General features: G+C 70.1%; 20 protein-coding genes and 1 tRNA gene. 14 read left to right on the top strand and 7 right to left on the bottom strand.

All coding sequences use genetic code 11. From position 1 onward, the window contains the following. Positions 1–3: 3 nt before the first annotated feature. The 11 genes from nuoF (at position 4) to OOZ19_RS01605 (ending at position 15,229) form a co-directional block, all read left to right on the top strand. Positions 4–1,329: an NADH-quinone oxidoreductase subunit NuoF gene (nuoF, locus tag OOZ19_RS01555; protein ID WP_184476108.1), complete on the top strand. Its 1,326-nt coding sequence runs from the start codon at positions 4–6 to the stop codon at positions 1,327–1,329. Beyond that, complete coding sequence (locus OOZ19_RS01560; protein WP_266087372.1) at positions 1,326–3,887, top strand: NADH-quinone oxidoreductase subunit G; 2,562 nt, start codon at positions 1,326–1,328, stop codon at positions 3,885–3,887. The genes nuoF and OOZ19_RS01560 overlap by 4 nt, the downstream gene beginning before the upstream one ends. Then, positions 3,884–5,179 carry an NADH-quinone oxidoreductase subunit NuoH gene (gene nuoH / locus OOZ19_RS01565; protein WP_266087373.1) on the top strand — a complete coding sequence of 432 codons (1,296 nt, stop codon included), beginning with the start codon at positions 3,884–3,886 and terminating at the stop codon, positions 5,177–5,179. Before OOZ19_RS01560 ends, nuoH begins: the two co-directional genes overlap by 4 nt. Beyond that, positions 5,172–5,732: an NADH-quinone oxidoreductase subunit NuoI gene (gene nuoI, locus OOZ19_RS01570; RefSeq protein ID WP_266087374.1), complete on the top strand. Its 561-nt coding sequence runs from the start codon at positions 5,172–5,174 to the stop codon at positions 5,730–5,732. The genes nuoH and nuoI overlap by 8 nt, the downstream gene beginning before the upstream one ends. Then, entirely contained in the window at positions 5,732–6,700 is a 969-nt protein-coding gene (locus OOZ19_RS01575) for an NADH-quinone oxidoreductase subunit J (protein WP_266087756.1), read from the top strand. Before nuoI ends, OOZ19_RS01575 begins: the two co-directional genes overlap by 1 nt. After that, positions 6,697–6,996 (top strand): NADH-quinone oxidoreductase subunit NuoK, encoded by a 300-nt coding sequence (gene nuoK / locus OOZ19_RS01580; RefSeq protein ID WP_184476123.1) that lies wholly within the window; start codon positions 6,697–6,699, stop codon positions 6,994–6,996. Before OOZ19_RS01575 ends, nuoK begins: the two co-directional genes overlap by 4 nt. A gap of 146 nt (positions 6,997–7,142) precedes the next feature. Further along, entirely contained in the window at positions 7,143–9,095 is a 1,953-nt protein-coding gene (gene nuoL, locus OOZ19_RS01585) for an NADH-quinone oxidoreductase subunit L (RefSeq protein WP_266087758.1), read from the top strand. A gap of 106 nt (positions 9,096–9,201) precedes the next feature. After that, positions 9,202–10,779, top strand: a complete 1,578-nt coding sequence (locus OOZ19_RS01590; RefSeq protein ID WP_266087377.1) for a complex I subunit 4 family protein — start codon at positions 9,202–9,204, stop codon at positions 10,777–10,779. A 3-nt stretch (positions 10,780–10,782) separates the two neighbouring features. Next, on the top strand, positions 10,783–12,360 hold the full coding sequence (gene nuoN / locus OOZ19_RS01595; RefSeq protein ID WP_266087379.1) for an NADH-quinone oxidoreductase subunit NuoN: 1,578 nt from the start codon (positions 10,783–10,785) through the stop codon (positions 12,358–12,360). 49 nt (positions 12,361–12,409) lie between these two features. After that, positions 12,410–13,441 (top strand): polyprenyl synthetase family protein, encoded by a 1,032-nt coding sequence (locus OOZ19_RS01600; protein ID WP_416309376.1) that lies wholly within the window; start codon positions 12,410–12,412, stop codon positions 13,439–13,441. Between the two features lie 315 nt (positions 13,442–13,756). Beyond that, positions 13,757–15,229, top strand: coding sequence for a sunset domain-containing protein (locus tag OOZ19_RS01605; protein ID WP_266087381.1), 1,473 nt, complete (start codon positions 13,757–13,759; stop codon positions 15,227–15,229). A gap of 67 nt (positions 15,230–15,296) precedes the next feature. Here the strand turns inward: OOZ19_RS01605 and OOZ19_RS01610 are convergent, their stop codons facing one another. After that, positions 15,297–15,737, bottom strand: coding sequence for an Lrp/AsnC family transcriptional regulator (locus OOZ19_RS01610; protein ID WP_266087383.1), 441 nt, complete (start codon positions 15,735–15,737; stop codon positions 15,297–15,299). Positions 15,738–15,811: 74 nt separating this feature from the next. Here OOZ19_RS01610 and ddaH point away from each other — a divergent pair, with 74 nt between their 5' ends. Beyond that, positions 15,812–16,678, top strand: coding sequence for a dimethylargininase (ddaH, locus tag OOZ19_RS01615; protein ID WP_266087385.1), 867 nt, complete (start codon positions 15,812–15,814; stop codon positions 16,676–16,678). A gap of 52 nt (positions 16,679–16,730) precedes the next feature. On the opposite strand, the gene OOZ19_RS01620 is transcribed toward ddaH, so the two are convergent. Next, positions 16,731–17,639 carry a YceI family protein gene (locus OOZ19_RS01620; protein WP_266087387.1) on the bottom strand — a complete coding sequence of 303 codons (909 nt, stop codon included), beginning with the start codon at positions 17,637–17,639 and terminating at the stop codon, positions 16,731–16,733. A 328-nt stretch (positions 17,640–17,967) separates the two neighbouring features. Here OOZ19_RS01620 and htpX point away from each other — a divergent pair, with 328 nt between their 5' ends. Continuing rightward, on the top strand, positions 17,968–18,837 hold the full coding sequence (gene htpX, locus OOZ19_RS01625; RefSeq protein ID WP_266087762.1) for a zinc metalloprotease HtpX: 870 nt from the start codon (positions 17,968–17,970) through the stop codon (positions 18,835–18,837). A 21-nt stretch (positions 18,838–18,858) separates the two neighbouring features. Here the strand turns inward: htpX and rfbA are convergent, their stop codons facing one another. After that, complete coding sequence (gene rfbA / locus OOZ19_RS01630) at positions 18,859–19,740, bottom strand: glucose-1-phosphate thymidylyltransferase RfbA (protein WP_266087390.1); 882 nt, start codon at positions 19,738–19,740, stop codon at positions 18,859–18,861. Positions 19,741–20,056: 316 nt separating this feature from the next. Continuing rightward, positions 20,057–20,548 carry a YajQ family cyclic di-GMP-binding protein gene (locus OOZ19_RS01635; RefSeq protein ID WP_266087392.1) on the bottom strand — a complete coding sequence of 164 codons (492 nt, stop codon included), beginning with the start codon at positions 20,546–20,548 and terminating at the stop codon, positions 20,057–20,059. Between the two features lie 125 nt (positions 20,549–20,673). On the opposite strand from OOZ19_RS01635, the gene OOZ19_RS01640 reads away from it, so the two are divergent. Next, a tRNA-Tyr gene (locus OOZ19_RS01640) sits at positions 20,674–20,754 on the top strand. Positions 20,755–20,848: 94 nt separating this feature from the next. Here the strand turns inward: OOZ19_RS01640 and OOZ19_RS01645 are convergent. From OOZ19_RS01645 to OOZ19_RS01655, 3 genes are read right to left on the bottom strand one after another with little or no spacing between them, the layout of a single operon-like run. Further along, positions 20,849–22,225, bottom strand: coding sequence for a tyrosine-type recombinase/integrase (locus OOZ19_RS01645; RefSeq protein WP_266087394.1), 1,377 nt, complete (start codon positions 22,223–22,225; stop codon positions 20,849–20,851). Then, the gene (locus OOZ19_RS01650) at positions 22,222–22,455 is read right to left on the bottom strand and encodes a helix-turn-helix transcriptional regulator (protein ID WP_266087396.1); all 234 of its coding nucleotides are present in this window, start codon (positions 22,453–22,455) and stop codon (positions 22,222–22,224) included. The genes OOZ19_RS01645 and OOZ19_RS01650 overlap by 4 nt, the downstream gene beginning before the upstream one ends. After that, positions 22,452–23,699: a DUF3631 domain-containing protein gene (locus OOZ19_RS01655; protein ID WP_266087398.1), complete on the bottom strand. Its 1,248-nt coding sequence runs from the start codon at positions 23,697–23,699 to the stop codon at positions 22,452–22,454. Before OOZ19_RS01655 ends, OOZ19_RS01650 begins: the two co-directional genes overlap by 4 nt. Between the last annotated feature and the right edge of the window lie 13 nt (positions 23,700–23,712).

A 23,712-nucleotide genomic window follows, 5' to 3' on the forward strand; every position in this document is an offset into this window, starting at 1 on the left:
GCCATGACCGACGCGAACTCCCCGAACCAGCCCGACGACCTCACGCCGGTGCTGACGAAGCGGTGGCTGTCCCCGAACTCGTGGAGCATCCGCACCTACGAGCAGCTGGAGGGCTACACCGCGCTGCGCAAGGCGCTGCGGGCGCAGCCGGACCAGCTGATCGAACTGGTGAAGTCCGCGGGCCTGCGCGGACGCGGTGGTGCCGGGTTCCCGGCGGGCGTGAAGTGGAGCTTCATGCCCAAGGAGCCGGTGAAGCCGCACTACCTCGTGGTCAACGCCGACGAGGGCGAACCGGGCACCTGCAAGGACATCCCGCTGATGATGGCCGACCCGCACTCGCTGGTCGAGGGCGTGATCATCGCCTGCTACGCGATGCGCTCGCACTTCTCGGCGATCTACGTGCGCGGTGAGGCGCTGCACTGCATCCGCCGGTTGAACAACGCCGTGCAGGAGGCCTACGCCGCGGGCTACCTGGGCAAGGACATCCTCGGCTCCGGGTTCGACTGCGACATCGTGGTGCACGCGGGTGCCGGCGCCTACATCTGCGGTGAGGAGACGGCGCTGCTGGACTCGCTGGAGGGCAAGCGCGGCCAGCCCCGGCTCAAGCCGCCGTTCCCCGCCGCCGCCGGGCTCTACGCGTGCCCGACGACGGTGAACAACGTGGAGACGATCGCCTCGGTGCCGTTCATCGTCAACGGCGGCGCCGACTGGTTCCGCACCATGGGGCGGGAGAAGTCGCCCGGCCCGAAGATCTACTCGCTGTCCGGCCACGTCGAGAACCCCGGCCAGTACGAGGCCCCGCTGGGCACCACGCTGCGGGAGCTGCTGGAGCTCGCGGGCGGCATGAAGGACGGGATCCCGCTCAAGTTCTGGACTCCCGGCGGCTCGTCGACGCCGCTGTTCACCGCCGAGCACCTGGACGTCCCGCTGGACTTCGAGGGCGCCGCCGAAGCGGGCTCGATGCTGGGCACCACGGCCCTGATGGTCTTCAACGAGACCGTGTCCGTGCCGTGGGCGGTGATGAAGTGGACCCAGTTCTACGAGCACGAGTCCTGCGGCAAGTGCACTCCCTGCCGGGAGGGCACGTTCTGGCTCGCCCAGGTCCTGGAGCGCATGGTCGAAGGGCACGGCACCGAAGAGGACATCGACACGCTGCTCGACGTCTGCGACAACATCTTCGGCCGTTCCTTCTGCGCCCTCGGTGACGGCGCGGTCAGCCCGATCACCAGTGGCATCAAGTACTTCCGCGAGGAATTCCTCGCGCTGTGTCAGCAGAACCGGCCCGGCGCGGAGCCGGGCGAGCCCGCACTGGCAGGAGCGGCCCGATGACGGTGGCATCCGAGCGTGAGACGAAGCCGGTCCCCGAGGGGCACGTCCGGCTGACGATCGACGGCGTCGAAGTGGACGCCCCGAAGGGCGAGCTGCTGATCCGCACCGCCGAGCGGATGGGCATCACGATCCCCCGGTTCTGCGACCACCCGCTGCTGGACCCGGCGGGCGCGTGCAGGCAGTGCCTGGTCGAGGTCGAGATGAACGGCCGGGCGATGCCGAAGCCGCAGGCCTCGTGCACGATGACCGTCGCCGACGGCATGGTCGTGAAGACGCAGAACAGCTCGCCGGTCGCGGACAAGGCGCAGCAGGGCGTGATGGAGCTGCTGCTCATCAACCACCCGCTGGACTGCCCGATCTGCGACAAGGGCGGCGAGTGCCCGCTGCAGAACCAGGCGCTCAAGCACGGCCGCGCCGAATCCCGGTTCCACGACACCAAGCGGACCTTCGCCAAGCCGGTGCCGATCTCCACGCAGGTGCTGCTGGACCGGGAGCGCTGCGTGCTGTGCCAGCGCTGCACGCGGTTCTCCAAGCAGATCGCCGGTGACCCGTTCATCGAGCTGCTGGAGCGCGGCGCGGTGCAGCAGATCGGCATCGCCGAGCAGCAGCCGTTCCAGTCGTACTTCTCCGGCAACACCATCCAGATCTGCCCGGTGGGCGCGCTGACCAGCGCCGCCTACCGGTTCCGCTCCCGGCCGTTCGACCTGGTGTCCACGCCGGGCGTGTGCGAGCACTGCTCATCGGGCTGCGCGACTCGCACGGACTGGCGGCGCGGCAAGGTGATGCGCAAGCTCGCCGCCGAGGATCCCGAGGTCAACGAGGAGTGGATCTGCGACAAGGGCCGCTTCGGCTTCCGCTACGCCACCGCGACCGACCGGTTCACCCGGCCGCTGGTGCGCGAGGGCGGTGAGCTGCGGCCCGCGTCCTGGACGGAAGCGCTGCGCAAGGCGGCCGAGGGACTCCTCGCGGCCCGCGACGACCGCGGCGTCGGAGTGCTGCCCGGCGGCCGGTTGACCGTGGAGGACGCCTACGCGTACGCGAAGTTCGCGCGGATCGCGTTGCGCACCAACGACATCGACGCCAGGGCCCGCGCCCACTCGGACGAGGAGCTCGCGTTCCTGGAGTCGACCGTGGTGGGCACGGCCCCGGACGCCGGCGCGGTCACCTACGCCGACCTCGAAGCCGCGCCCGCCGTGCTGTGCGTGGCGTTCGAGCCGGAGGAGGAGGCCCCGATCGTGTTCCTGCGGCTGCGCAAGGCGGCGCGCAAGGGACGCACGCAGGTCTTCCACCTGGGGCAGTGGAACTCGCCCGGCGTGGAGAAGACCACGCGGATCATGAGCGACGGCGGACCGGTGCGTACGGGCGCGCTGCTGCCCTGCCCGCCCGGTGGGGAAGCGGCGGCGCTGGCCGAACTCCCGTCCGAAGTAGACGATGCCTTGAGCGCGGGTGGTGCGGTGCTCGCCGTCGGCGAGCGGGCCGCGCAGATCCCCGGCCTGTACTCCGAACTGGTGCGCACCGCCGCCCGCACCGGCGCGCGGATCGCCTGGATCCCGCGCCGCGCGGGCGAACGCGGCGCCGTCGAAGCCGGGGCGCTGCCGACGCTGCTGCCCGGCGGGCGCGGTGTCGGCGACCTCACCGCCTGCGCCGAAGTCGCCCATACCTGGGGCGTGGACGCCGACAGCCTGCCCGGCACTCCGGGCCGGGACACCACCGGCATTCTGCGCGCCGCCGCGCGCGGGGACCTCGGCGGACTGCTCGTCGGCGGCGTCGACCCGGACGACCTGCCCGACCCGGAACTCGCCCGGACGGCCTTGGCGCACGCCGACTTCGTCGTCAGCGTCGAGATGCGGCCCACCGCCGTCACCGAGCACGCCGACGTGGTGCTGCCGATCGCGCCGAGCGTGGAGAAGGCGGGCAGCTACCTGAACTGGGAAGGCCGCCGCCGCGAATTCCGCACCACCATCGAAGGCACCGGCGCGCTGCCGGACTGCCGGGTGCTGGACACGCTCGCCGTGGAGATGGACGCGGACCTGTTCACCCAGAGCCCTGCCGCGGCCCGTGCCGAACTGGACCGGCTCGGCACCGGTGCCGGCGCGAAGCCCCCGGCGCCGGACGAAGCGGTGCGCCCCGCAGCCCCGCCGGGACCGGGCCGGGCGCTGCTGGCCACCTGGCGGCAACTGCTCGACGACGCCTCCCTGCAGGTCGAGGAACCGAACCTCGCGGGCACCCGGCGGGACGTGATGGCGATGCTCTCGCCCGCCACCGCGCAGCGGCTCGGACTGCGGGAACGCCAGCAGGTCGAGATCCGCGGCGACCGCGGTGCGATCACCGTCGAGGCGCGGCTCACCGAGATGCCCGACGAAGTGGTCTGGCTGCCCAGCGCCTCCGGCCCCTCGCAGGTGAACCGGGTGCTCGGCGTCGGGCACGGCGCACCCGTGGCGCTCGCCCCGGCGGTCGCCACCACCAACGGCCACGCGAACGGGCACGCGGGCAACGGGCACAGCGGCAACGGGCACGCCGGGTTCGGATTCGGCGCCGCGGAAGGGAACCGGTCATGACCCGCACCGCCGAACTGCTCGCCGACGACCCGATCTGGCTGATCCTGATCAAAGTCGTCGTCATCTTCGCCTTCCTGGTGCTGATGACGCTGCTGACGATCTGGGCGGAACGCCGGGTCATCGGCCGCATGCAGCACCGCCCCGGCCCGAACCGGGCCGGACCGTTCGGCATCCTGCAGTCGCTGGCCGATGGGCTGAAGCTCGCGTTCAAAGAGGACATCCGGCCGGTGATGGCCGACAAGTGGGTGTACTTCCTGGCCCCGGTGATCTCCGCGACTCCCGCGCTGGTGTCGTTCTCGGTGATCCCGATCGGTCCGGAGGTCACGATCTTCGGCGAGCGCACCGCGCTGCAACTCGTGGAGCTGCCGGTCGGCCTGCTGGTGGTGCTGGCCAGCGCCTCCATCGGCGTGTACGGCATCGTGCTCGCCGGGTGGGCCTCCGGCTCCCCGTACCCACTGCTCGGTTCGCTGCGCTCGGCGGCGCAGGTGATCTCCTACGAGATCGCGATGGGCCTCTCGTTCGTCGCCGTGATCATGTACGCGGGCACGCTGTCCACCTCGGGCATCGTCGAAGCCCAGGCGCACGGCTGGTTCGCGCTGCTGCTGCCGTTCAGCTTCCTGGTCTACGTGGTGTCCATGGTCGGCGAGACCAACCGCGCCCCGTTCGACCTGCCGGAAGCCGAATCGGAACTCGTCGGCGGCTTCCACACCGAGTACTCCTCGCTGAAGTTCGCGCTGTTCTTCCTCGCCGAGTACATCAACATGGTCACCGTCTCGGCCTTGGCGAGCACGCTGTTCCTCGGCGGCTGGCACGCGCCGTGGCCGCTGAACCTGATCGGCGGCGGGGTGCTCGACACCGGCTGGTGGGGAGTGCTCTGGTTCCTCGCCAAGACGCTCCTGTTCCTGTTCGTGTTCGTGTGGCTGCGCGGCACGCTGCCGCGACTGCGCTACGACCAGTTCATGAACCTCGGCTGGAAGTTCCTCGTCCCGCTGAGCCTGGTGTGGATCGTCGCCGTCACCGTGATCCGCGCGCTGCGCAACGAGCAGGTGCTCGGCTCGCCGACGTTCCTGATCATCGGTGCGGTCCTGATCGCGGTGCTGGTCGCCGCGGCCTTCCTCATCCCGGACCGCAAGCGGCCGGAACCGGACGAGCCCGCGGCGCCGATGGCGGGCAGCGGCTTCCCGGTCCCGCCACTGGACTTGCAAGTGCCCCCGACCCCACCGCGACGCGCCACCTCGGTGCCGTCGTCCGGGGCCGACGACGCCTCGAAGGAGGGAGCGGGCAGTGTTTGATCCGTTGAAAGGTTTCGGCGTCACCTTCGCGACGATGTTCAAGAAGGTCGTCACCGAGGAGTACCCCGAGGTCAAGAAGGTCACCGCACCCCGGTTCCACGGTCGCCACCAGCTCAACCGGCACCCGGACGGGCTGGAGAAGTGCGTGGGCTGCGAGCTGTGCGCCTGGGCCTGCCCCGCGGACGCGATCTTCGTCGAGGGCGGGGACAACACCGACGAGGAGCGCTACTCGCCGGGTGAGCGGTTCGGCGCGGACTACCAGATCAACTACCTGCGCTGCATCGGCTGCGGCCTGTGCATCGAGGCCTGTCCGACGCGCTCGCTGACCATGACCAACGAGTACGAGACCGCGGACGACGACCGCCAGAACCTCATCTACACCAAGGAGGACCTGCTGGCCCCGCTGCTGCCCGGCATGGAGCAGCCGCCGCACCCGATGCGGCTCGGCGAGGACGAGCAGGACTACTACGTGCGCGGCCCCGAACTGGCGCGGCAGGCCGGTGTGCCCGAGGGCGAGACCGTGGAGACCGGTCACGAGGAGGCCCGACGGTGATGCTCGCGGCAACGGCGGTCCTCGCCCAGGAGCAGGCCGCGAACGTGGTCGGCGCCGGGGAGGCCGCGGCGTTCTGGATCCTCGGTCCGCTCTCGCTGGTCGGGGCGCTCGGCATGGTCTTCGCCCGCAACGCGGTGCACTCGGCGCTGTGGCTGGTGCTGACGATGCTCAGCCTCGGCGTGCTGTACATGGCGCAGAGCGCGCCGTTCCTCGGCTTCACCCAGATCATCGTCTACACCGGCGCGATCATGATGCTGTTCCTGTTCGTGCTGATGATGGTCGGGCGGGACTCCTCGGACTCGGTGGTGGAGGTGCTGCGCGGGCAGCGCCTCTGGGCGGCCGTCGCGGGCGTGGCGTTCGCGCTGCTGCTGGTGACCGGGCTGGCCCGCGCGCTCACGAACGTGCCGGTGGCCGCGCCGCTGGACCCGTGGTCGGCCCGCGGTGGCGGTGCCGGCGGGCTCGGTGCGCTGATCTTCACCGACTACCTGTTCCCGTTCGAGCTGACTTCCGCGCTGCTGATCACCGCGGCGGTCGGCGCGATGGTGCTCGCCTACGGCGGCAAGGGCCGCGCCGCGCGGGTCAGCCAGAAGGAACGCGTCGAAGCGCGGCTGCGCGGCGACCGGTCCTCGCCGCTGCCCGGCCCCGGCGTGTACGCGACGGCGAACTCGGTGGCCACCCCGGCGCTGCTGCCGGACGGTTCGGTGGCCCCCGAATCGCTCTCCGAGATCTTGGACAACCTGCCCGCCGAGCGGCTCGCCGCGGAACGCGAAGCCGTCGCGGGCAAGGGCACCGGCCCGGATCCGCACGCGCTGACCGGGCGTTCCGGCGGACCCGCCGACCCGGGAGAACCGGAGGTCGACGCGGAGACCGCCGACACCCCGCCCGAAGCGCGGCACACCAACGGTGAGAACGGCACGAACGGCCTGTCCGGCTCCGGGCACGCGTCCCCCGAGGAGGTCCGGCAGTGACCCCGACCTACTACCTGCTGCTGTCCGCGCTGCTGTTCAGCATCGGCGCAGTCGGCGTGCTGGTGCGGCGCAACGCCATCGTCGTGTTCATGTGCATCGAGCTGATGCTCAACGCGGTGAACCTGACGCTGGTCACCTTCGCCCGCATCGAAGGCTCCGTGCACGGGCAGGTGATGGCGTTCTTCGTGATGGTGGTCGCCGCCGCCGAGGTCGTGGTCGGCCTGGCGATCATCATGTCGATCTTCCGCACCCGCCGCTCGGCCTCGGTCGACGACGCCAACCTCCTCAAGTACTAGGAGCCCGCCGTGTTCGCCTCCGCGGCTGGTCCGCCGCGCACCGGCCGCGGGCCCCACCTGCACACCCGACCCCAAGTTCGCACTCACAGTAGGGAGAGCCTGGCGTGACGACGACGTTTTCGGCCAGCGGTCCCGATCTCCTCGCGGTGCAGGCCGCGCAAGGCGCCGTCCAGGGCAACGCCTGGCTGCTCGTCGCGCTGCCCCTGCTCGGCGCGACCGTGCTGCTGCTCGCGGGGCGCCGCGCCAACGGGTGGGGGCACCTCCTCGGCAGCGCCACGGTGATCGCCGCGTTCGCCTACGGGGTCGCGCTGTTCACCAGCATCGCCCGCGACGCGGAGCCGGTGCGCGAACTGCACGTGTTCTCGTGGATCCCGGTCAACGCGCTGCAAGTGGACTTCGGGCTCCGGCTCGACCCGCTGTCGATGGTGTTCGTGCTGCTGATCACCGGGGTGGGCGCGCTGATCCACCTCTACTCGATCGGCTACATGGCCCACGACCAGCAGGGCCGCACCGGGCGGGACAACACCGAGCGGCGCCGGTTCTTCGGCTACCTGAACCTGTTCGTCGCCGCGATGCTGGTGCTGGTGCTGGGCAACAGCTTCGTGACGCTCTACCTCGGCTGGGAGGGCGTCGGCCTGGCGTCCTACCTGCTGATCGGCTTCTGGCAACACCGGCCCTCGGCGGCAGCGGCGGCCACGAAGGCGTTCGTGATGAACCGCGTCGGCGACGTCGGGCTCGCGCTGGCGATCTTCCTGCTGTTCGCGAAGCTCGGCACCACGCAGTACACCGAGGTCTTCGCCCGCGCCGGTGAGCTCTCGCCCGGCGTGCTGCTGGCGATCACGCTGTTGCTGCTGCTCGGCGCCTGCGGCAAGTCCGGCCAGGTGCCGCTGCAGGCCTGGCTGCCGGACGCGATGGAAGGCCCCACCCCGGTGTCCGCGCTGATCCACGCGGCCACCATGGTCACCGCCGGGGTGTACCTGATCGCGCGGTCCAACCCGCTCTACACGCTGTCCCCGGACGGCAGGCTCGTGGTCACCATCATCGGCGCGGTCACGCTGCTGGTCGGGTGCGTCATCGGCTGCGCCTACGACGACATCAAGAAGGTGCTGGCGTACTCCACGGTCAGCCAGATCGGCTACATGATCCTCGCCGTCGGCCTCGGTCCGGCCGGGTACGCGCTCGGCATCATGCACCTGCTCACCCACGGGTTCTTCAAGGCCGGGTTGTTCCTCGGCGCCGGTTCGGTGATGCACGCGATGCGCGACGAGGTGAACATGCGCAAGTTCGGCGGGCTCGCGAAGTACCTGCCGATCACCTTCGCCACCTTCGCGCTCGGCTACCTGGCGCTGATCGGATTCCCGTTCCTGTCCGGCTACTACTCGAAGGACGCGATCATCGAGGCCGCGTTCGGCCAGGAAGGCTGGCGCGGCTGGGTGTTCGGCGGCGCCGCGCTGCTGGGCGCCGCGCTGACCGCGTTCTACATGACGCGCCTGGTGCTGATGACCTTCTTCGGCGAGAAGCGCTGGGAGAAGCTCAAGTCCGAGGACGGCCACGACTTCCACCCGCACGAATCCCCGGCGATCATGACCGGGCCGATGATCGTGCTGGCCATCGGTTCGGTGGGCGCGGGCATGTTCCTCGCCTCCGGCGACCGGCTGGTCACCTTCCTCGCGCCTGCGCTCGGCGAGCTGCAGGAATCGCACGGGGGAGCGCTGCCGCACTCGGTGATCCCGGTGCTGACCGTCGCGCTCTCCGCGCTCGGCGCACTGGCCGCGTGGCTGCTCGTCGGCCGCAAACCGGTGCCGGTGACCCGGCCGGAGAAGGTGTCGCCGGTGGTGCGGGCCGCCCGCGCCGACCTCGGCGGCAACGCGCTCAACGACGCCGTCGTCGTGAAGCCCACCGCCGGTCTCACCCGTGGCCTGGTCACCTTCGACCGCAAGGCCGTGGACGGCGCCATCACCGGGCTCGCCGCCGTGCTGCAGGGTGCCTCCGGATGGGGACGGCGCAGGCAGAACGGGTTCGTGCGCTCCTACGCGCTGTCCATGCTCTGCGGCGGCGTGCTCCTGATCGGGGCGCTGATGGTGGTGGGCACGCCATGAGCGACCGCGACCCCCGGCCGCCGCGCGCGGCCACGCCGAAACCCGCCGGCCCCGAGGTCAGGGCCGCGCAATCTCTCGCGCACTGCCGTGTGGAAGAGGAGATCCGATGACCCTGCTCCTCGCGCTCATCCTGCTGCCGCTGGCCGGAGCGGTCGCGGTCGGGCTGCTGCGCCGCAACGCCCCCGCGGCGAAGTGGACGGCGCTCGCGGTGTCCCTGGCGGAGTTCGCCCTCGCGATCGCCGCCTGGGCCGCCTACGACCCGGCCGGCCCGCGGCTGCAACTGGCGAGCTCGTTCGAATGGATCCCCGCGTTCGACATCCGGGTGTCGTTCGCCGTGGACGGCATCGCGCTCGTCATGGTCGCCGTGATCGCGCTGCTGATGCCGCTGGTGCTGGGCTTCAGCTGGGGCGAGCGGCTGCCGGAGGGCCGCAGCCACGGCGGGTTCTTCGCGCTGCTGCTGGTGGAGCAGGCGCTGACGGTCGCGGTGTTCGCCGCGACCGACGTGTTCCTGTTCTACGTGCTGTTCGAGATCATGCTGATCCCGATGTACTTCCTCATCGGCGGTTACGGCGGTGAGCGCGGCAAGTACGCGGCGGTGAAGTTCTTCCTGTACTCGTTCCTCGGCGGCCTGATCATGCTGGCCTCCGCGATCGCCGCGTACGCCTACGCGGCGAAGACCACCGGCCAGGGCACCTTCGACTGGGCGACGCTGGTGCCGATCCTCGCGGACGCGCCGATCTCCGTGCAGGTGTGGATCTTCCTGGGCTTCTTCACGGCGTTCGCGATCAAGGCGCCGCTGGTGCCGCTGCACACCTGGCTGCCGGACGCCGCCGAGCAGGCCCCCATCGGGGTCGCGGTGATCGTCGTCGGCGTGCTCGACAAGGTCGGCACCTTCGGATTCCTGCGCTACAGCCTGCCGCTGACCCCGGACGCCTCCCAGCTGCTCGCGCCGCTGGTGCTGGTGCTCGCGGTGCTCGGCGTGCTCTACGGCTCGCTGCAGGCGTTCGGGCAGACCGACCTGAAGCGCTTCATCGCCTACGTGTCCATCGCGCACTTCGGGTTCATCGCGCTCGGGATCTTCGCCTACACCTCGCAGGCGCAGGTCGGCGCGGTGTCCTACATGCTCAACCACAGCCTCGCGACCGGGCTGCTGATCCTGGTCATCGGCATGATCATCGCCCGTGGAGGGTCCACCCGGATCGCCGACTACGGCGGCATGGCGAAGATCACCCCGTTGCTGGCGGGCACCCTGCTCATCGCCGGTCTCAGCACCCTGTCGCTGCCCGGCACCAACTCGTTCATCAGCGAGTTCCTGGTGCTGATGGGCGCTTTCCCGACGCAGCCGGTGTACACCGTGCTCGCCACGATCGGCATGGTCCTCGCCGCCGTGTACGTGCTGCGGCTCTACCAGCGGATCATGCAGGGCCCGGTGCGCGGCGACGCGCTCGTCGGCACCGCGGGCGGCCCCGGCGCGGTCACCGACCCGAACCGGCCCGGCGCGCACCGCGCCCGCGTGCTGGACCTGCAGCCGCGGGAGATCGCCGTGCTGACTCCGCTGATCGTGCTGGTGCTCGCCCTCGGCGTGTACCCGAAGCCGGTGCTGGACGTGATCACCCCGTCGGTCGGGGCGACCATGAGCGAGGTCGGCGTCACCGACCCCGTGACCTCGCAAGGAGGGAACTGAACAGTGGGTGCCACTCAGGTCGCGGTCCACGCGCAACAGCAGATTCCGATCCCGCCGATCGACTACGCGGCGATCACGCCGGTGCTGGTCGTGCTCGGCGCCGCCTGCGTCGGCGTGCTCGTCGAGGCCTTCGTGCCCCGGCGGTCGCGCTGGGCCACCCAGGTCGCGCTGAGCCTGATCGCGCTGGTCGGCGCCGGGATCGCGCTCGGCCTGCACGCGCGGGCCGGCGGCACCGGCGTCACCACCCTGTCCGACTCGCTGGCGGTGGACGGCCCCACGCTGTTCCTGTGGGCGACGCTGCTCGGACTCGGCGTGGCGGCGATCCTGCTCATCGCGGACCGCTCCGTGGAACCGGGCGGCGCGTTCGTCGCCGAGACCGCCGCGGAAGTCGAGCAGGACTCCGGACGGGGGCGCGGCTCCACCGGCGCGGTGGCCGGGATGCGCACCGAGATCTTCCCGCTCGCGCTGTTCTCCCTCGCCGGGATGATGGTGTTCTGCGCCGCCAACGACCTGCTCACGATGTTCATCGCGCTGGAAGTGCTGAGCCTGCCGCTGTACCTGATGTGCGGGCTGGCGAAGCGCCGCAGGCTGCTCTCGCAGGAAGCGGCGGTCAAGTACTTCCTGCTCGGGGCGTTCGCCTCCGCGTTCTTCCTGTACGGCCTGGCGCTGCTCTACGGCTACGCCGGTTCGGTGCGGCTCGCCGCGATCGCCGAGGCCACCGCGGGCAGCGACCGCTCGGACACGCTGCTCTACGCCGGGATCGGACTGCTGGTGGTGGGCCTGCTGTTCAAGGCCTCCGTCGGCCCGTTCCACACCTGGACGCCGGACGTCTACCAGGGCGCGCCGACCGCGGTCACCGGGTTCATGGCGGCCTGCACGAAGGTCGCCGCGTTCGGCGCGATCCTGCGCGTCCTGCAGGTCGCGCTGCACGGCTCCAGCTGGGAGTGGCGCGGCGTGATGTGGGCGGTGGCCATCGTGTCGATGGTGATCGGCGTCGTCCTCGGGCTGACGCAGAGCGACATCAAGCGCATGATCGCCTACTCGTCGGTGGCGCACGCCGGGTTCCTGCTCATCGGGTCCATCGCGCTCACCGAGCGCGGTCTTTCGGGCACGATGTTCTACCTGTTGGCCTACGGCTTCACCACGGTCGCTGTGTTCGGTGTGATCAGTCTCGTGCGCACCTCGGAGGGTGAGGCTACTCACCTTTCGGACTGGGCCGGGCTGGCGAAGCGGTCCCCGCTGCTCGCGGCGGTGTTCACCTTCCTCATGTTCGCGCTCGCCGGAATCCCGCTGACTAGCGGTTTCATCGGGAAGTTCGTGGTCTTCGAAGCGGCGCTGTCCGACGGGATGGCCCCGCTGGTCGTGGTGGCCCTGGTGGCCAGTGCGGTTGCGGCTTTCTTCTACCTTCGTGTCATCGTGCTGATGTACTTCAGCGAGCCCGCCGCGGACGGCCCCACCGTCAGCGTGCCGGGCGCGTTCACGACGGCGGCGATCACGTTGGGTGTGGTAGTCACGCTGTTGCTGGGCGTGCTGCCCACGGTGGCCCTGGACTGGGCCGGTGTGGGTGGTTTCGTGTCGTAGAGTGCCCGCCCGTAGGGCGATTCCGTGGGGGAGCGAAGGCGACGGTGACGTGAGCAGCCCATCTGGTGAACCGGTCAGGAACGTGGCTGGCAGTACTGCTGCGAGCGGGTTCGACATCGACGACCCGGCGCTGGCCGAATCGATCTCCGCGGGGATGGCCAGGGTCGAAGAACTGCTCCACGATTCGGTGCGCAGCGAGTTCGACTTCGCCACCCGCACCTCGCTGCACTTGGTGGACGCCGGCGGCAAGCGGTTCCGGCCGCTGTTCGCGCTGCTGGCGGCGCACTTCGCGGACCCGTCCCCGGACGAGGTGATCACCTCGGCGGCGGTCGTGGAGATGGTGCACCTCGCGACGCTGTACCACGACGACGTGATGGACGAGGCCACGATGCGCCGCGGCGCGACCAGCGCCAACATGCGCTGGGACAACTCGGTGGCCATCCTCACCGGCGACTTCCTGATGGCGCACGCCTCCCGGCTGGTCGCCGACCTCGGTGCCGACGCGGTGCGCCGGATGGCGACCACGTTCGAGGCGCTGGTCACCGGTCAGCTGCGCGAGACGATCGGCGTCGGCGACGGCCAGGACCCGGAGGAGCACTACCTCCAGGTGATCTACGAGAAGACCGGTTCGCTGATCGCGACCGCCGGTCGGTTCGGCGCCAACGCGGCGGGTGCGACGCCCGAGCAGGTGGCGGCGCTGGAGAGCTTCGGCAAGAGCATCGGCATCGCGTTCCAGATCTCCGACGACGTGATCGACATCGCCTCGGCCGCGACGGACTCCGGCAAGACGCCCGGCACCGACCTGCGGGAGGGCGTGCTGACCCTGCCGATGATCTACGCGCGGGACGCGTCGGACACCGATCCGCGACTGCTCGAACTGCTGGGGCAGCCGCTGAGCTCGGACGACGACGTGTCGGAGGCGTTGAAGCTGCTGCGCGAATCCAGCGGTCTGCGGCGGGCTCGCGCCAAGCTCGACGAGTACGCGCAGGACTCGCGAGCGGTCCTCGCGGAGCTCCCGGCTTGCTCCGCGCGGGACGCGTTGGAGGCTCTGGTTCACTACGTGGTGGCCCGGACCCGCTGAGGTCTGCTGGCGGGTGTTCGGGCCGCGGCACCTCGGGTGACGTGTCGTCACCGGAGGCCTGCTCCGCGTAGCGGGATCGGCGTCGGGCCGGCCCGCGGGCCGGGATGGGTGGCACCTCCGGCTTCCACGAAGGCGTGGACGGAGGTTCTCGAAGGTGCCGGGAACTGAACACTAGGCGCGCTGATCCGCTCTTCCGGGTTCGATTCAGAGCCCGGTTCGAGGGATGGGCTGCGCCGAGGTACGGAGCGCAGCGTGTTCGGCGTAGCCTGTCGAAGCTCACGGTGCCCCACGTGGCCTTGGAGGAGGGCGTCGCCGGTGGTGTGGCTGTTTACGCAGGTGTGGTTGTGGAGTGTCGCCGCGTTCCTGCTCGGATCTGTGATCACCTGGTTGTTGTTCGTGGTGCCGCTGCGGCGGAAGCTGCGCAAGGTCAGGTCCGAGTTCGCCGAGCACGTGGCGCAGCAGGGCACGCGCAACGACCGGCAGGCCCGGCGCCCGCACGACCCGGCGCCGCCGCGGAAGGTCGAGCGCACCACGGTCCAGCCGCGCTGGGAGCAGGAACCGGACGAGGAGCCGCTGCCGGAGGTCCCCGCGCCGCCGCCGCAGCCGGCGCACACCGCCCGGCTGCCGCACCCGGGCGCGGAGCAGCCAGCCGGGGCCGATGCTCGCGCCGAGGTGTCGGTGCGGGGCGGCTCGCAGGTCGCCGACCTCGTGGTCGACGACGACTCGGCGCGCCCCACCGAGCAGCGCCCGCAGCAGCAGGCGACTCCGCCCGCCCGGCCCACCGGGGCGTGGCAGGAGGACGAGAGCGCGTACGCGGGCCGCTCCAGCGGCGGCTGGTGGCCCAGCCGCGGCCGGGACGACGAGACGCCGCCGCCCGCGAACCGGCCCGCGCCGTGGACCATCCCTGCCGACCACGACGCCGAGCAGGACGCCCCGCGTCCGTCCGCCGCCGACATCGGGCAGGCGCTCGGGCGCGGTGAGAACGCGTCCGTCGACCCGGTGGCCGACCGTCCCGTCGAGTCCGCGAGCACCTGGTTCCAGAAGGACGCCGCGCCGGACGACGCCGATCCCGCTGAGCCGGCGCGGTCCGCGGAATCGACCAACGGCGGCACCGAGATCTTCGCGCGGCCAGACACCGGCGCCGAGGCTCCGGCCAGGTCCGGCCCACCCGGACTGTCCGGTGCGGCCGAGCTGTCCGCGGCCTTGGGCCTCTCGGACCTGGCGAGCTCGCCGCGGCCCGCCTCCGAACGGGCCGCCGAAACGGCCGACGAACCGGTCGAGGAGACCGCCGAGCCGACTCCGGAACCGGAGCCCGAACCGGAGCTCCCCGCGGAACCCGCCGCGTCCGACCAGACCGAGGAGCGCGGGGACGACCACGGTTTCGCCGGCAACCTGCGTGCGCTGGTGGAGAGCCGTGGCAGCGAGTTCGCCGACTTGGCGGGCACGCCCAGCCACTCCCCGGACGTGCCGGTGATCGCCGAGTCCGAGCAGACCCCGTTGCCGCGCCGCACGCCCGGCGCCGGGCCGCGCCCGGGCATGCCGCAGGCCCCGCGTTCGCCGGGGGCGGCCTGGCACGCCGACCCGCAGGCGCAGGCCAACCGCAGGCGCGAGTCGCTGGCCGCGCCGCAGGAGCCGTCGCAGCAGGACGGCCACATGATCAAGGGAGATTTCGGTTCGCGGCGCTACCACGCGCCGGACTCACCGCACTACGACCGCATCGTCGCCGAGGTCTGGTTCCGCAGCGAAGCCGACGCCGAAGAAGCGGGCTTCGTCGCCTGGAACGACTGAACCTCCGCGAGAAGTGGGCGAAGCCGCCTCCGCACCGGGCGGGGGCGGCTTCGTCGTGCGCGGGCCTTCACGGTTGCGGCGGACGCTCCAGCAGCCTGGACAGCACCACCGTCGACACGGTGCGGCTGATGAACTCCACCGCGCGCAACCGTTCCAGCGCGGTCTCCAAGTGGTGGATGTCCGCGGCCCGCAGGTGCACGATCGCGTCGGCCGGGCCGGACACCGTGTAGGCGGCCACCACCTCCGGCAGCGGTTCCAGGCCGCTGCGGATGCGGTGCGTGGGCACGTTGCCGTGGCAGTGCACCTCGACGAAGGCCTCCGTCCCCCACCCCAGCGCCTCCGGATCGACGACCGCGGTGAACCCGCGGAGGATCCCCACGTCCAGCAGCTTGTCCACCCGGCGCTTCACCGCGGGGGCGGAGAGCCCGACCACGGCGCCGATCTCGGCGTAGCTCGCCCGCGCGTCCGTCACCAGCTGCGAAACGATTCGCTGATCCAAGGTGTCCATGCGCAACATACTGCCGCATTTCGCGCAATGGAGCGTTATTGAACGTCGTCGGAGGCCCGATTAGATTTCGTATCATGACGGTCACCGCCGCATTCGCGGATCAGCACGCCGCGCCGCGCCCCGGCGCCCGCACTCCCACGTTGCGCAACTACGTGATGTGCCCGCCGGAGCACTTCGCGGTGGAGTACGTGATCAACCCGTGGATGGATCCGGACGAACCGGTCGACGTCGCGGTGGCGATGCGGCAGTGGCGGGAGCTCAAGGACACCTACGAGCGCCTCGGCCACGCCGTGTCGGTGGTGCCCGCGCAGCCCGGACTGCCGGACATGGTGTTCGCGGCGAACTCCGGCACCGTCGTCGGTGGCCGGGTGCTGGGCTCCCGGTTCCGCGCCGAGCAGCGCGCGGCGGAAGCCGAGCACTTCCGCCGCTGGTTCAGCGAGAACGGCTACCGCGAGATCGTGATGCCCGCGCGGATCAACGAGGCCGAGGGCGACTTCGCGTGGACGGGCGGCCTGCTGCTGGCGGGCACCGGTTTCCGCACCGACCCGGAGGCGCACGCGGAGGCGCAGGAGGCGCTGGGCGTGCCGGTGGTCTCGCTGCGGCTGGTCGACGCCCGCTACTACCACCTGGACACCGCGCTGTTCGTCCTGGAGCAGGGCGCGCACCCGCAGATCGCCTACTACCCGGAGGCGTTCTCGCCGGGTTCGCGGCGAGTGCTGCAGCGGCTGTTCCCGGACGCGGTGATCGCCGACGCCGCCGACGCCTCGTGCCTCGGGCTCAACGGCGTCTCGGACGGCCGGAACGTGGTGCTGCCGCTGGAGGCGACCGGACTCGCCGAGCAGCTGCGGTCGCGCGGGTACGAGCCGATCCACGTGGACGTTTCGGAGCTGCGCAAGTCGGGCGGTGGCCCGAAGTGCTGCACGATGGAACTGCACGGCTGAGCCGATCAGCCGGGGGCGCCGACGGTTCCCCGCAACCGTCGGCGCGAAGCGATCACTGCTCCAGCACGGCCTGCACGCCGAGTTCGATGTCGATGGTGGGGCCTACGACGGCGATGCCCTTGGCGAGCGTCGCCTGCCAGTTCACGGCGTAGTCCTCGCGGCGCAGGCTGGTCGTGGCGCGGCAGGCGGCCCGGCGGTCGCTGTCGAACCCGGGGCCCTGCCAGGTGCGCTGACCCAGGTAGGCGGTGTCGAGCTGCACGTTGCTGCTGCTGCCGCGCAGCGTGAACGCGCCGTCGATGAGCCAGCGGTCGCCGCGGACCTGGTGGAACTTCGTGCTGCTGAAGTACAGCTTCGGGTAGTTCTCCACGTCGAGGAAGTCCGCCGACTTCAGGTGCGTGTCCCGCATGTTCACGCCGGTGTCGATGCTGTCGGCGTCGATCACCACGTCGATCCGGGAGTCCTCGAAGCGCGGCGCGACCTGGATCTGGCCCTCGAAGGAGTTGAACCGGCCGCGGATCTTCGACATGCCGACGTGCTGCGCGACGAAGTGGATCTCGGTGTGGGTGGGGTCGAAGGTCCACACCCCCGGCTGCGGCAGCGCCAGCGAGTTGTCCGACTCCAGCCGCACGCCGCCGAGCGAGGTGTGCTGGTTGACCCGCACCTCGATGCGCGCGCTCTTGCGCTTGAACCCGCCCGCGCTGATCGAGATCTTGTGCATGCCCGGTTGCACCGTTGCGAGGAACGAGCCGTAGCTGTCCGTCTCGGAGTGCGCGATCTGCTGGTTGAGCCGGTCGGTGATGGTGACCAGCGCCCCCGGCAGCAGCTTGCCCATCTCGTCGTGCACCTGGCAGCTGATCACGCCGCCATCGAGGGGGGTTTCCGGGAGGTATCCGGCGTTTCCGGCGCCGGGCCGTGGTGCGGCGCCGGTGTTGCCGCGGCGCCTGCGCAATTTGGCGAACATCTAGGATCCTTTCCGCTCTCCCGCCAACCCCCAGGCGGGAAAGTTGTTCTTTCGGTGGCGCGGCCATGCTAGGCCCGATGGATCTTGGCGTCCCGGTCCCATGTGGTCTGATCGCGCCGTTGCAGGTCATCGTTGCACCATGGTCGAATCGGTCTGGACCTCTCGGGTGGCGTGCGGCACCCACGAGTGCGGAACTTCGGTCGTGCGCCAAGCGTTTTCCCTATGACTCCCGACCACGTCGACGAGTGACGTCGCAGGTCGAGGGCGTTCCAGCAGAGCCCGGAGGAGAAGCACGGTGAGCAGCGACAGGCACGGAGGGCGTGGCGTAGTGGGCGGGCATTTCAACGGGCTCAAGACCGCGCTGCTGCTCGGCGGGATGAGCGCCCTGGTCCTTCTGGTCGGTTCCTTGTTCGGCCGGATGGGCCTGGTCGTCGCGCTGGTCGTGGCGCTGGGCATGAACGGCTACGCCTATTTCAATTCGGCAAAGCTGGCGTTGCGTTCCATGCACGCGCGTCCCGTGTCCGAAGCGGAGCAGCCCGCGATGTACCGCATCGTCCGGGAGTTGGCCACCTCCGCCCGTCAGCCGATGCCCGCGCTGTACCTCAGCCCGACCCGGGCGCCGAACGCGTTCGCTACCGGCCGCAACCCGCGCAACGCCGCCGTCTGCTGCACGACCGGCATCCTCGAACTGCTCGACGAGCGGGAGCTGCGCGCCGTGCTCGGCCACGAGCTGTCCCACGTCTACAACCGGGACATCCTGATCTCCAGCGTCGCGGGGGCGCTGGCGAGCGTGGTGACGTTCCTGGCGAACTTCGGGATGCTGTTCGGGATGTTCGGCGGCAACGACGAGAACCGGCCGAGCCCGGTGGCGATGCTGCTGATCGCCCTGCTCGGGCCGGTGGCGGCGGCCGTGGTGCAGATGGCGGTGAGCCGCTCCCGCGAGTACCAGGCGGACGCGTCCGGCGCCGAGCTCACCGGGGACCCGCTGGCGCTCGCCTCGGCGCTGCGCAAGCTGGAGCGCGGCACGCAGGAGGCCCCGCTCGCCCCGGATCCGAAGCTCGTCTCGCAGTCCCACCTGATGATCGCCAACCCGTTCCGCCCCGGTGAGCGGATGGCCCGCCTGTTCTCCACCCACCCGCCCATCAGCGACCGGGTGCAACGCCTGGAAGGCATGGCGGGCCGACGCCTCATGCCGTGAGTCGCGTTCGCGGGGACGACGTCAGGTGGTGGCGCCGGCAGAGCGGGCCACTTCCATGACGTATTCGCCGTAGGCGGACTTGGCGAGCTTGGTGCCGAGGGCGTGGCACTGCTCCGCGGAGATGAAGCCCATCCGCAGCGCGATCTCCTCCAGGCACGCGATGCGGACTCCCTGGCGGTGTTCCAGCACCTGCACGAACTGGCCCGCTTCCAGCAGCGAATCGTGGGTACCGGTGTCCAGCCAGGCGTAGCCCCGGCCCAGTTCCGTCAGATGAGCCCGCCCTTGCCGCAGGTAGGCCATGTTCACGTCGGTGATCTCCAGCTCGCCGCGGGGCGACGGCGTCAGGCCGCGGGCGATGTCCACCACGTCGTTGTCGTAGAAGTAGAGGCCGGTGATGGCCTTGTTGGACCGCGGCTGCTCCGGCTTCTCCACGATGGACACGAGCTTCCCGCCGGAGTCGACCTCGCCGACGCCGTAGCGGTGCGGGTCGCGCACCGGGTAGCCGAACAGCGTGCACCCGTGCAGGTCCCGGGTGCTCTGCTGCAACACCCGGGAGAACCCCTGGCCGTAGAAGATGTTGTCGCCGAGCACCAGCGCCACCGGGGCGGAGCCGATGAAGTCCGCGCCGATCACGAAGGCCTCGGCGAGGCCGTTCGGCTGCGGCTGCTCCGCGTACTCGATGCTGACGCCGAACTGCGAACCGTCCCCGAGCAGCCGCTGGAACAGCGGCAGGTCCACTGGGGTGGAGATGAGCAGGATGTCCCGGATCCCGGCGAGCATCAGCACCGACAGCGGGTAGTACACCATCGGCTTGTCGTAGACGGGCAGCAGTTGCTTCGACACGCCTTGCGTCAACGGGTGCAGCCGGGTGCCGCTGCCACCCGCGAGCACGATTCCCTTCACCCGGACATCCCTCCAGAGCCTGTCGGTCGTCACCACGGTAGACGACCCGACGCTGGAGGTAACCGCAGTTTCCCGTCGGCAGTGGCCCGTTCCACGCCCGCCGTGGACCCCTGAGCCGCTCAAGATCAACGCGAATGGCTCTGCCGGGCCCCCCGAGGTCGCGGCGGCGCGTGTTCGGGCGGCTACGGCAACGGCAGGCGGTGTTCCGGATGCTCGGCGTGCTCGCCGCGCCCGGGATCCCCGGACCGGGTGCCGCACCTGCCCTGCCTGGCACCCGGCCTGGTTCCGCGCCCGGCCCGCATCGAAGCGGCCGGGATCAGCGGAAGTTCTCGAACTGCAGCGCCACGTCGAAGTCGGTGGACTTCAACAGCTGGATCACGTTCTGCAGGTCGTCCTTCTTCTTGCCCGAGACCCGCAGCTGCTCGCCCTGGATCTGCGCCTGCACGCCCTTCGGGCCCTCGTCGCGGATCTTCTTCGAGATCTTCTTCGCCACGTCCTGCTCGATGCCCTGCACGACCTTGCCGCTGACCCGGTACACCTGCCCTGAGCTGGCGGGATCACCCACGTCGAACGCCTTCAACGAGATACCGCGCTTGATCAGCTTCTCCTTGAACACCTCGATCGCGGCCCGGCACCGCTCCTCGGTCTCGGACTCCAGCGCGATCGCCTCCTGCCCCGACCACTGGATCTTCGTGCCCGTACCGCGGAAGTCGAACCGGTTCGCCAACTCCTTGGCGGCCTGGTTCAGCGCGTTGTCCACTTCCTGCCGGTCCACCTTGCTCACCACGTCGAACGACGGGTCTGCCACCTCGCATACCTCCTGTTGGAACGGGACGTCTCGCCCGGACACGCTACCGGCACCACCCCCTCCGGAACCGGTCGACGCACACCTGTATTCTTGTCCCCGCAAGCCAGCGCGAGCTGGCAGGCGCTGCCAGGTTGCCCGAGTGGCCAAAGGGAGCTGACTGTAAATCAGCCGCGAAAGCTTCGGAGGTTCGAATCCTCCACCTGGCACACCAGCCGAAATGGCCCGGTGACCTGCAAGAACAGGGTCACCGGGCCGTTTTGCGTTGTACGGCTGTGTACGGCCGCTAACGGCTCTGTGCGGCTAGTTCTGGCCAATCCCTGGCCACGGCCCAAGGGCCGCTCCGACCCGGTCACGGGCGGCTTGCTCGCCTCCGTCGAGGCACTTCGCGTACACCCGCAGGAGCACGCTCACGCTGTGCCCGGCCCAGGCGGCGACTCTCGTGGGTTCCACTCCTGCTGTGAGCCAGGTGGAGACTGCGGCGTGCCGCAAGTCGTAGGGCCGCCGGGCGAGCGATGAGCTGGCCACTGCTGGCACCAGGGTCGCCGTACGCGCATTCGCCCATGCTCGGCCGTACACGGTGCTCGACAACCGCTCTCGGCTCCGCGTGCCCCAGAAGAGGCGGCCACCCTTGCCGGTTCCGTGGTCGCGGAGATGCTGCTGAAGGTGCGCCGTGAGTTCCGGCGGACAGGGCACGGTCCGTGTGGTGAAGTCCTCACGGTGCTTGAGTGACCGTTCCTCGTTCGGGACACCGTTGTCCGAGTAATCGGCGGCGATCTCCGGGCTTGCAGCCGTGAGGTGGAGTTCTCCCCAACCTTTGGCGGGCAGGAGCAAGTTGTTCTTGCGCAAGTTCGTGGCCTCCTCGGGACGGAGGGCGGCGAAGTACATCACCGCGAAGAACGCGGTCAGCCTCGGCGACTTCTCCTTTACCGCTAGCAGCAGCGTTCGAGCCTGCACCGGATTCGCCACCGACTGCGAATCGACCTGACGGAGACGTGCGGTAGGCCGCTTCCCCTTGACCGCTTCCAACGGGTTGTCCGTCAGAGCCGTCTTTTCGATCGCGTAGCCGATCGCATCCCGCAGCGTTGTCCTCCGCAGCCGCACCGTGTCGTGAGCGGCGGGGGTGCCGTCCTGCTTCTTTTCGAGTCCACGCAGGACGGTTCTCATGGCCTCTGGATCGGCGAGATCCTCGACCTTGCGGCTGTGGTTCACGAACCACCGGGTCGTCTGCTGCGCGTCTTCTGATGCTGGCGCTTCTCGGGTGCTCGGGTTGAGGGAGCGGCGTAGTGCTCGGTTGAGCAGCTTCGGGTCCGGGTGCTCGTCGACGAGCATCGCGGTGGAGATCGCGACCAGGCCGTCTACCAAGCTCTTCCGGGATTTGGGGGCGAGGTTCGGCCACTTCATGTCCGCGAAGTCCTGGGCGAACGGCAGCCACGGGAATTCGGAGCGTTCCACTCGCAGCAACCGGACCGGCAGGCCGCTCCGGACGTCGAACGCTTCGCCCTTCTTCGCGGAGCTGATGAGATCAGACCGGAAACTGTCGGCCTGGGCGGAGAGTTTGAACGATTCCTGCTTCGCCGTGCCCTCGACTTCCCAGCGCACTTGGTAGCTGGTGGTCTTGCCTTCTCGGTTCTTGCGCTGCCTGGTCTTGTAGATCCGAACCTTGTAAGTGGTGCTCATGCGGCGTCGGCCTCCAGGGTGTTCAACCACTTGTCGAAATCGGCGCGTCGGATGCGCAGTGATCCGTTTGGGAGCCGGACGCAACGCGGGCCACGTCCCTTCGCCCGCCAGTCGTTCCATGTGGAACGGGAAATCTGGAGTTCGCCGCAGAACGCTTCGACGGTCAGCCAGTCGGTGCGGCGTCGGGCGGACAGATTGGTAACCGCATCGCTGCTGGCGCGGTCGGTCATGCGGCGCCCCTTTCGGTGGTGGAGGGGTTGCCCGTCCCAGCCGTCCCAGGCGTCGCGATGCTGGTCAGGCTGGGACGGTTTGGTTCGGTGGGACGCTTTGATCCGTCCCAGGGGTGCAAGGCGTCCCGCGTTGAGCTGGGCGGCGACGCTTGGGACGGCCGGGACGGCTCACCCCCAGGGGGCGGGCAGTAGCGGGTCCAGGCGTCCAGAAAGTCCGCGCGGCGATAGCCCTTGGACTGGCTGCCATCCGGGAAGCGGACGTTGCCCGAGCGGATGTCGAACTCACCGAGCAATCGGGCGAGCTTGGCCTGTGTGAGCCCTTGAGCCCCGTAGTCCCGCCAGGGTGCTTCGGGGTCAGCGTTGAGCTGGCGGATGAGTTCTCCGCTGGCGATCTCGTACTGATCGCCGAACGCGGTGCGGCAGTCGATCAGCAGCCGGGTGCGAAGGGTTCCTTCGTTGTCGCCCTGGGATTCTGCGATCAGCGTCAGAGCGGCTTGGCGTGCTCGGTCGGGCCAGTCACCGCCCGCGTGGTCGGCGACGGCGATCAAGGGTTCCCAGGTGTCGGCGGCTCGGTCTTCGATGGGCATCGGGGGTTCGGCGCGTTCGAGCTGGGCCAGGTCGGCGCGCAGCCATTCGCCGATGCGCCCGGCGAGTTCGACGAGCGCGGGTCGGTCGCGGCGGTGCCGGTAGGGCGCGACCTTTTCGCCGGGGGCTCGGCGGCGCATGCGGATGATGACGGCGCGGTCTTCGATGGTGTCGGGCATGGTGCCGATTCCGGCGAGCGCGGCCATGGCGAACGTGGCAATCGACTCGACCCGGTTGGTAGCGGCGTCATAGCGCTTGGCCGGGCGATTGCGCTGATGCCCGGCATTGAGCAGCCCCCGCAGGTCTTCGTTCCCGTCGGCGTTCGGGCCAAAGATCGTGTCGGCCTCGTCGACGAGCATCGTGGGCGGGTCCTCGGTGATCGACCGATAGACGGCCGCAGGGCTGGCGTTGACCGTCAGGAACGGGTCATGGCAGGTCGCCTCCACGACGTCGAGCAGGCGGGATTTCCCGCAGCGCTTCTCCGGAGCACGGATCACCAGGCGCGGGGCGTGTGCCCAGGCGAGTTGTGCATGGCTGGCGGCGGTCCAGAGCACGACGGCATCCAGGGCGTGGGGGCTGGGCAGGATCACGTACCGGGTCAGGGCGGCGTGGAGTTCATCGAGCAGTGCGGTCCTGGTGCGGGCGGGTTCAGGCGTCATCGGATGCCTCCGG

The organism is Saccharopolyspora sp. NFXS83 (genome assembly GCF_026241095.1).
Taxonomy (GTDB): domain Bacteria; phylum Actinomycetota; class Actinomycetes; order Mycobacteriales; family Pseudonocardiaceae; genus Saccharopolyspora_C.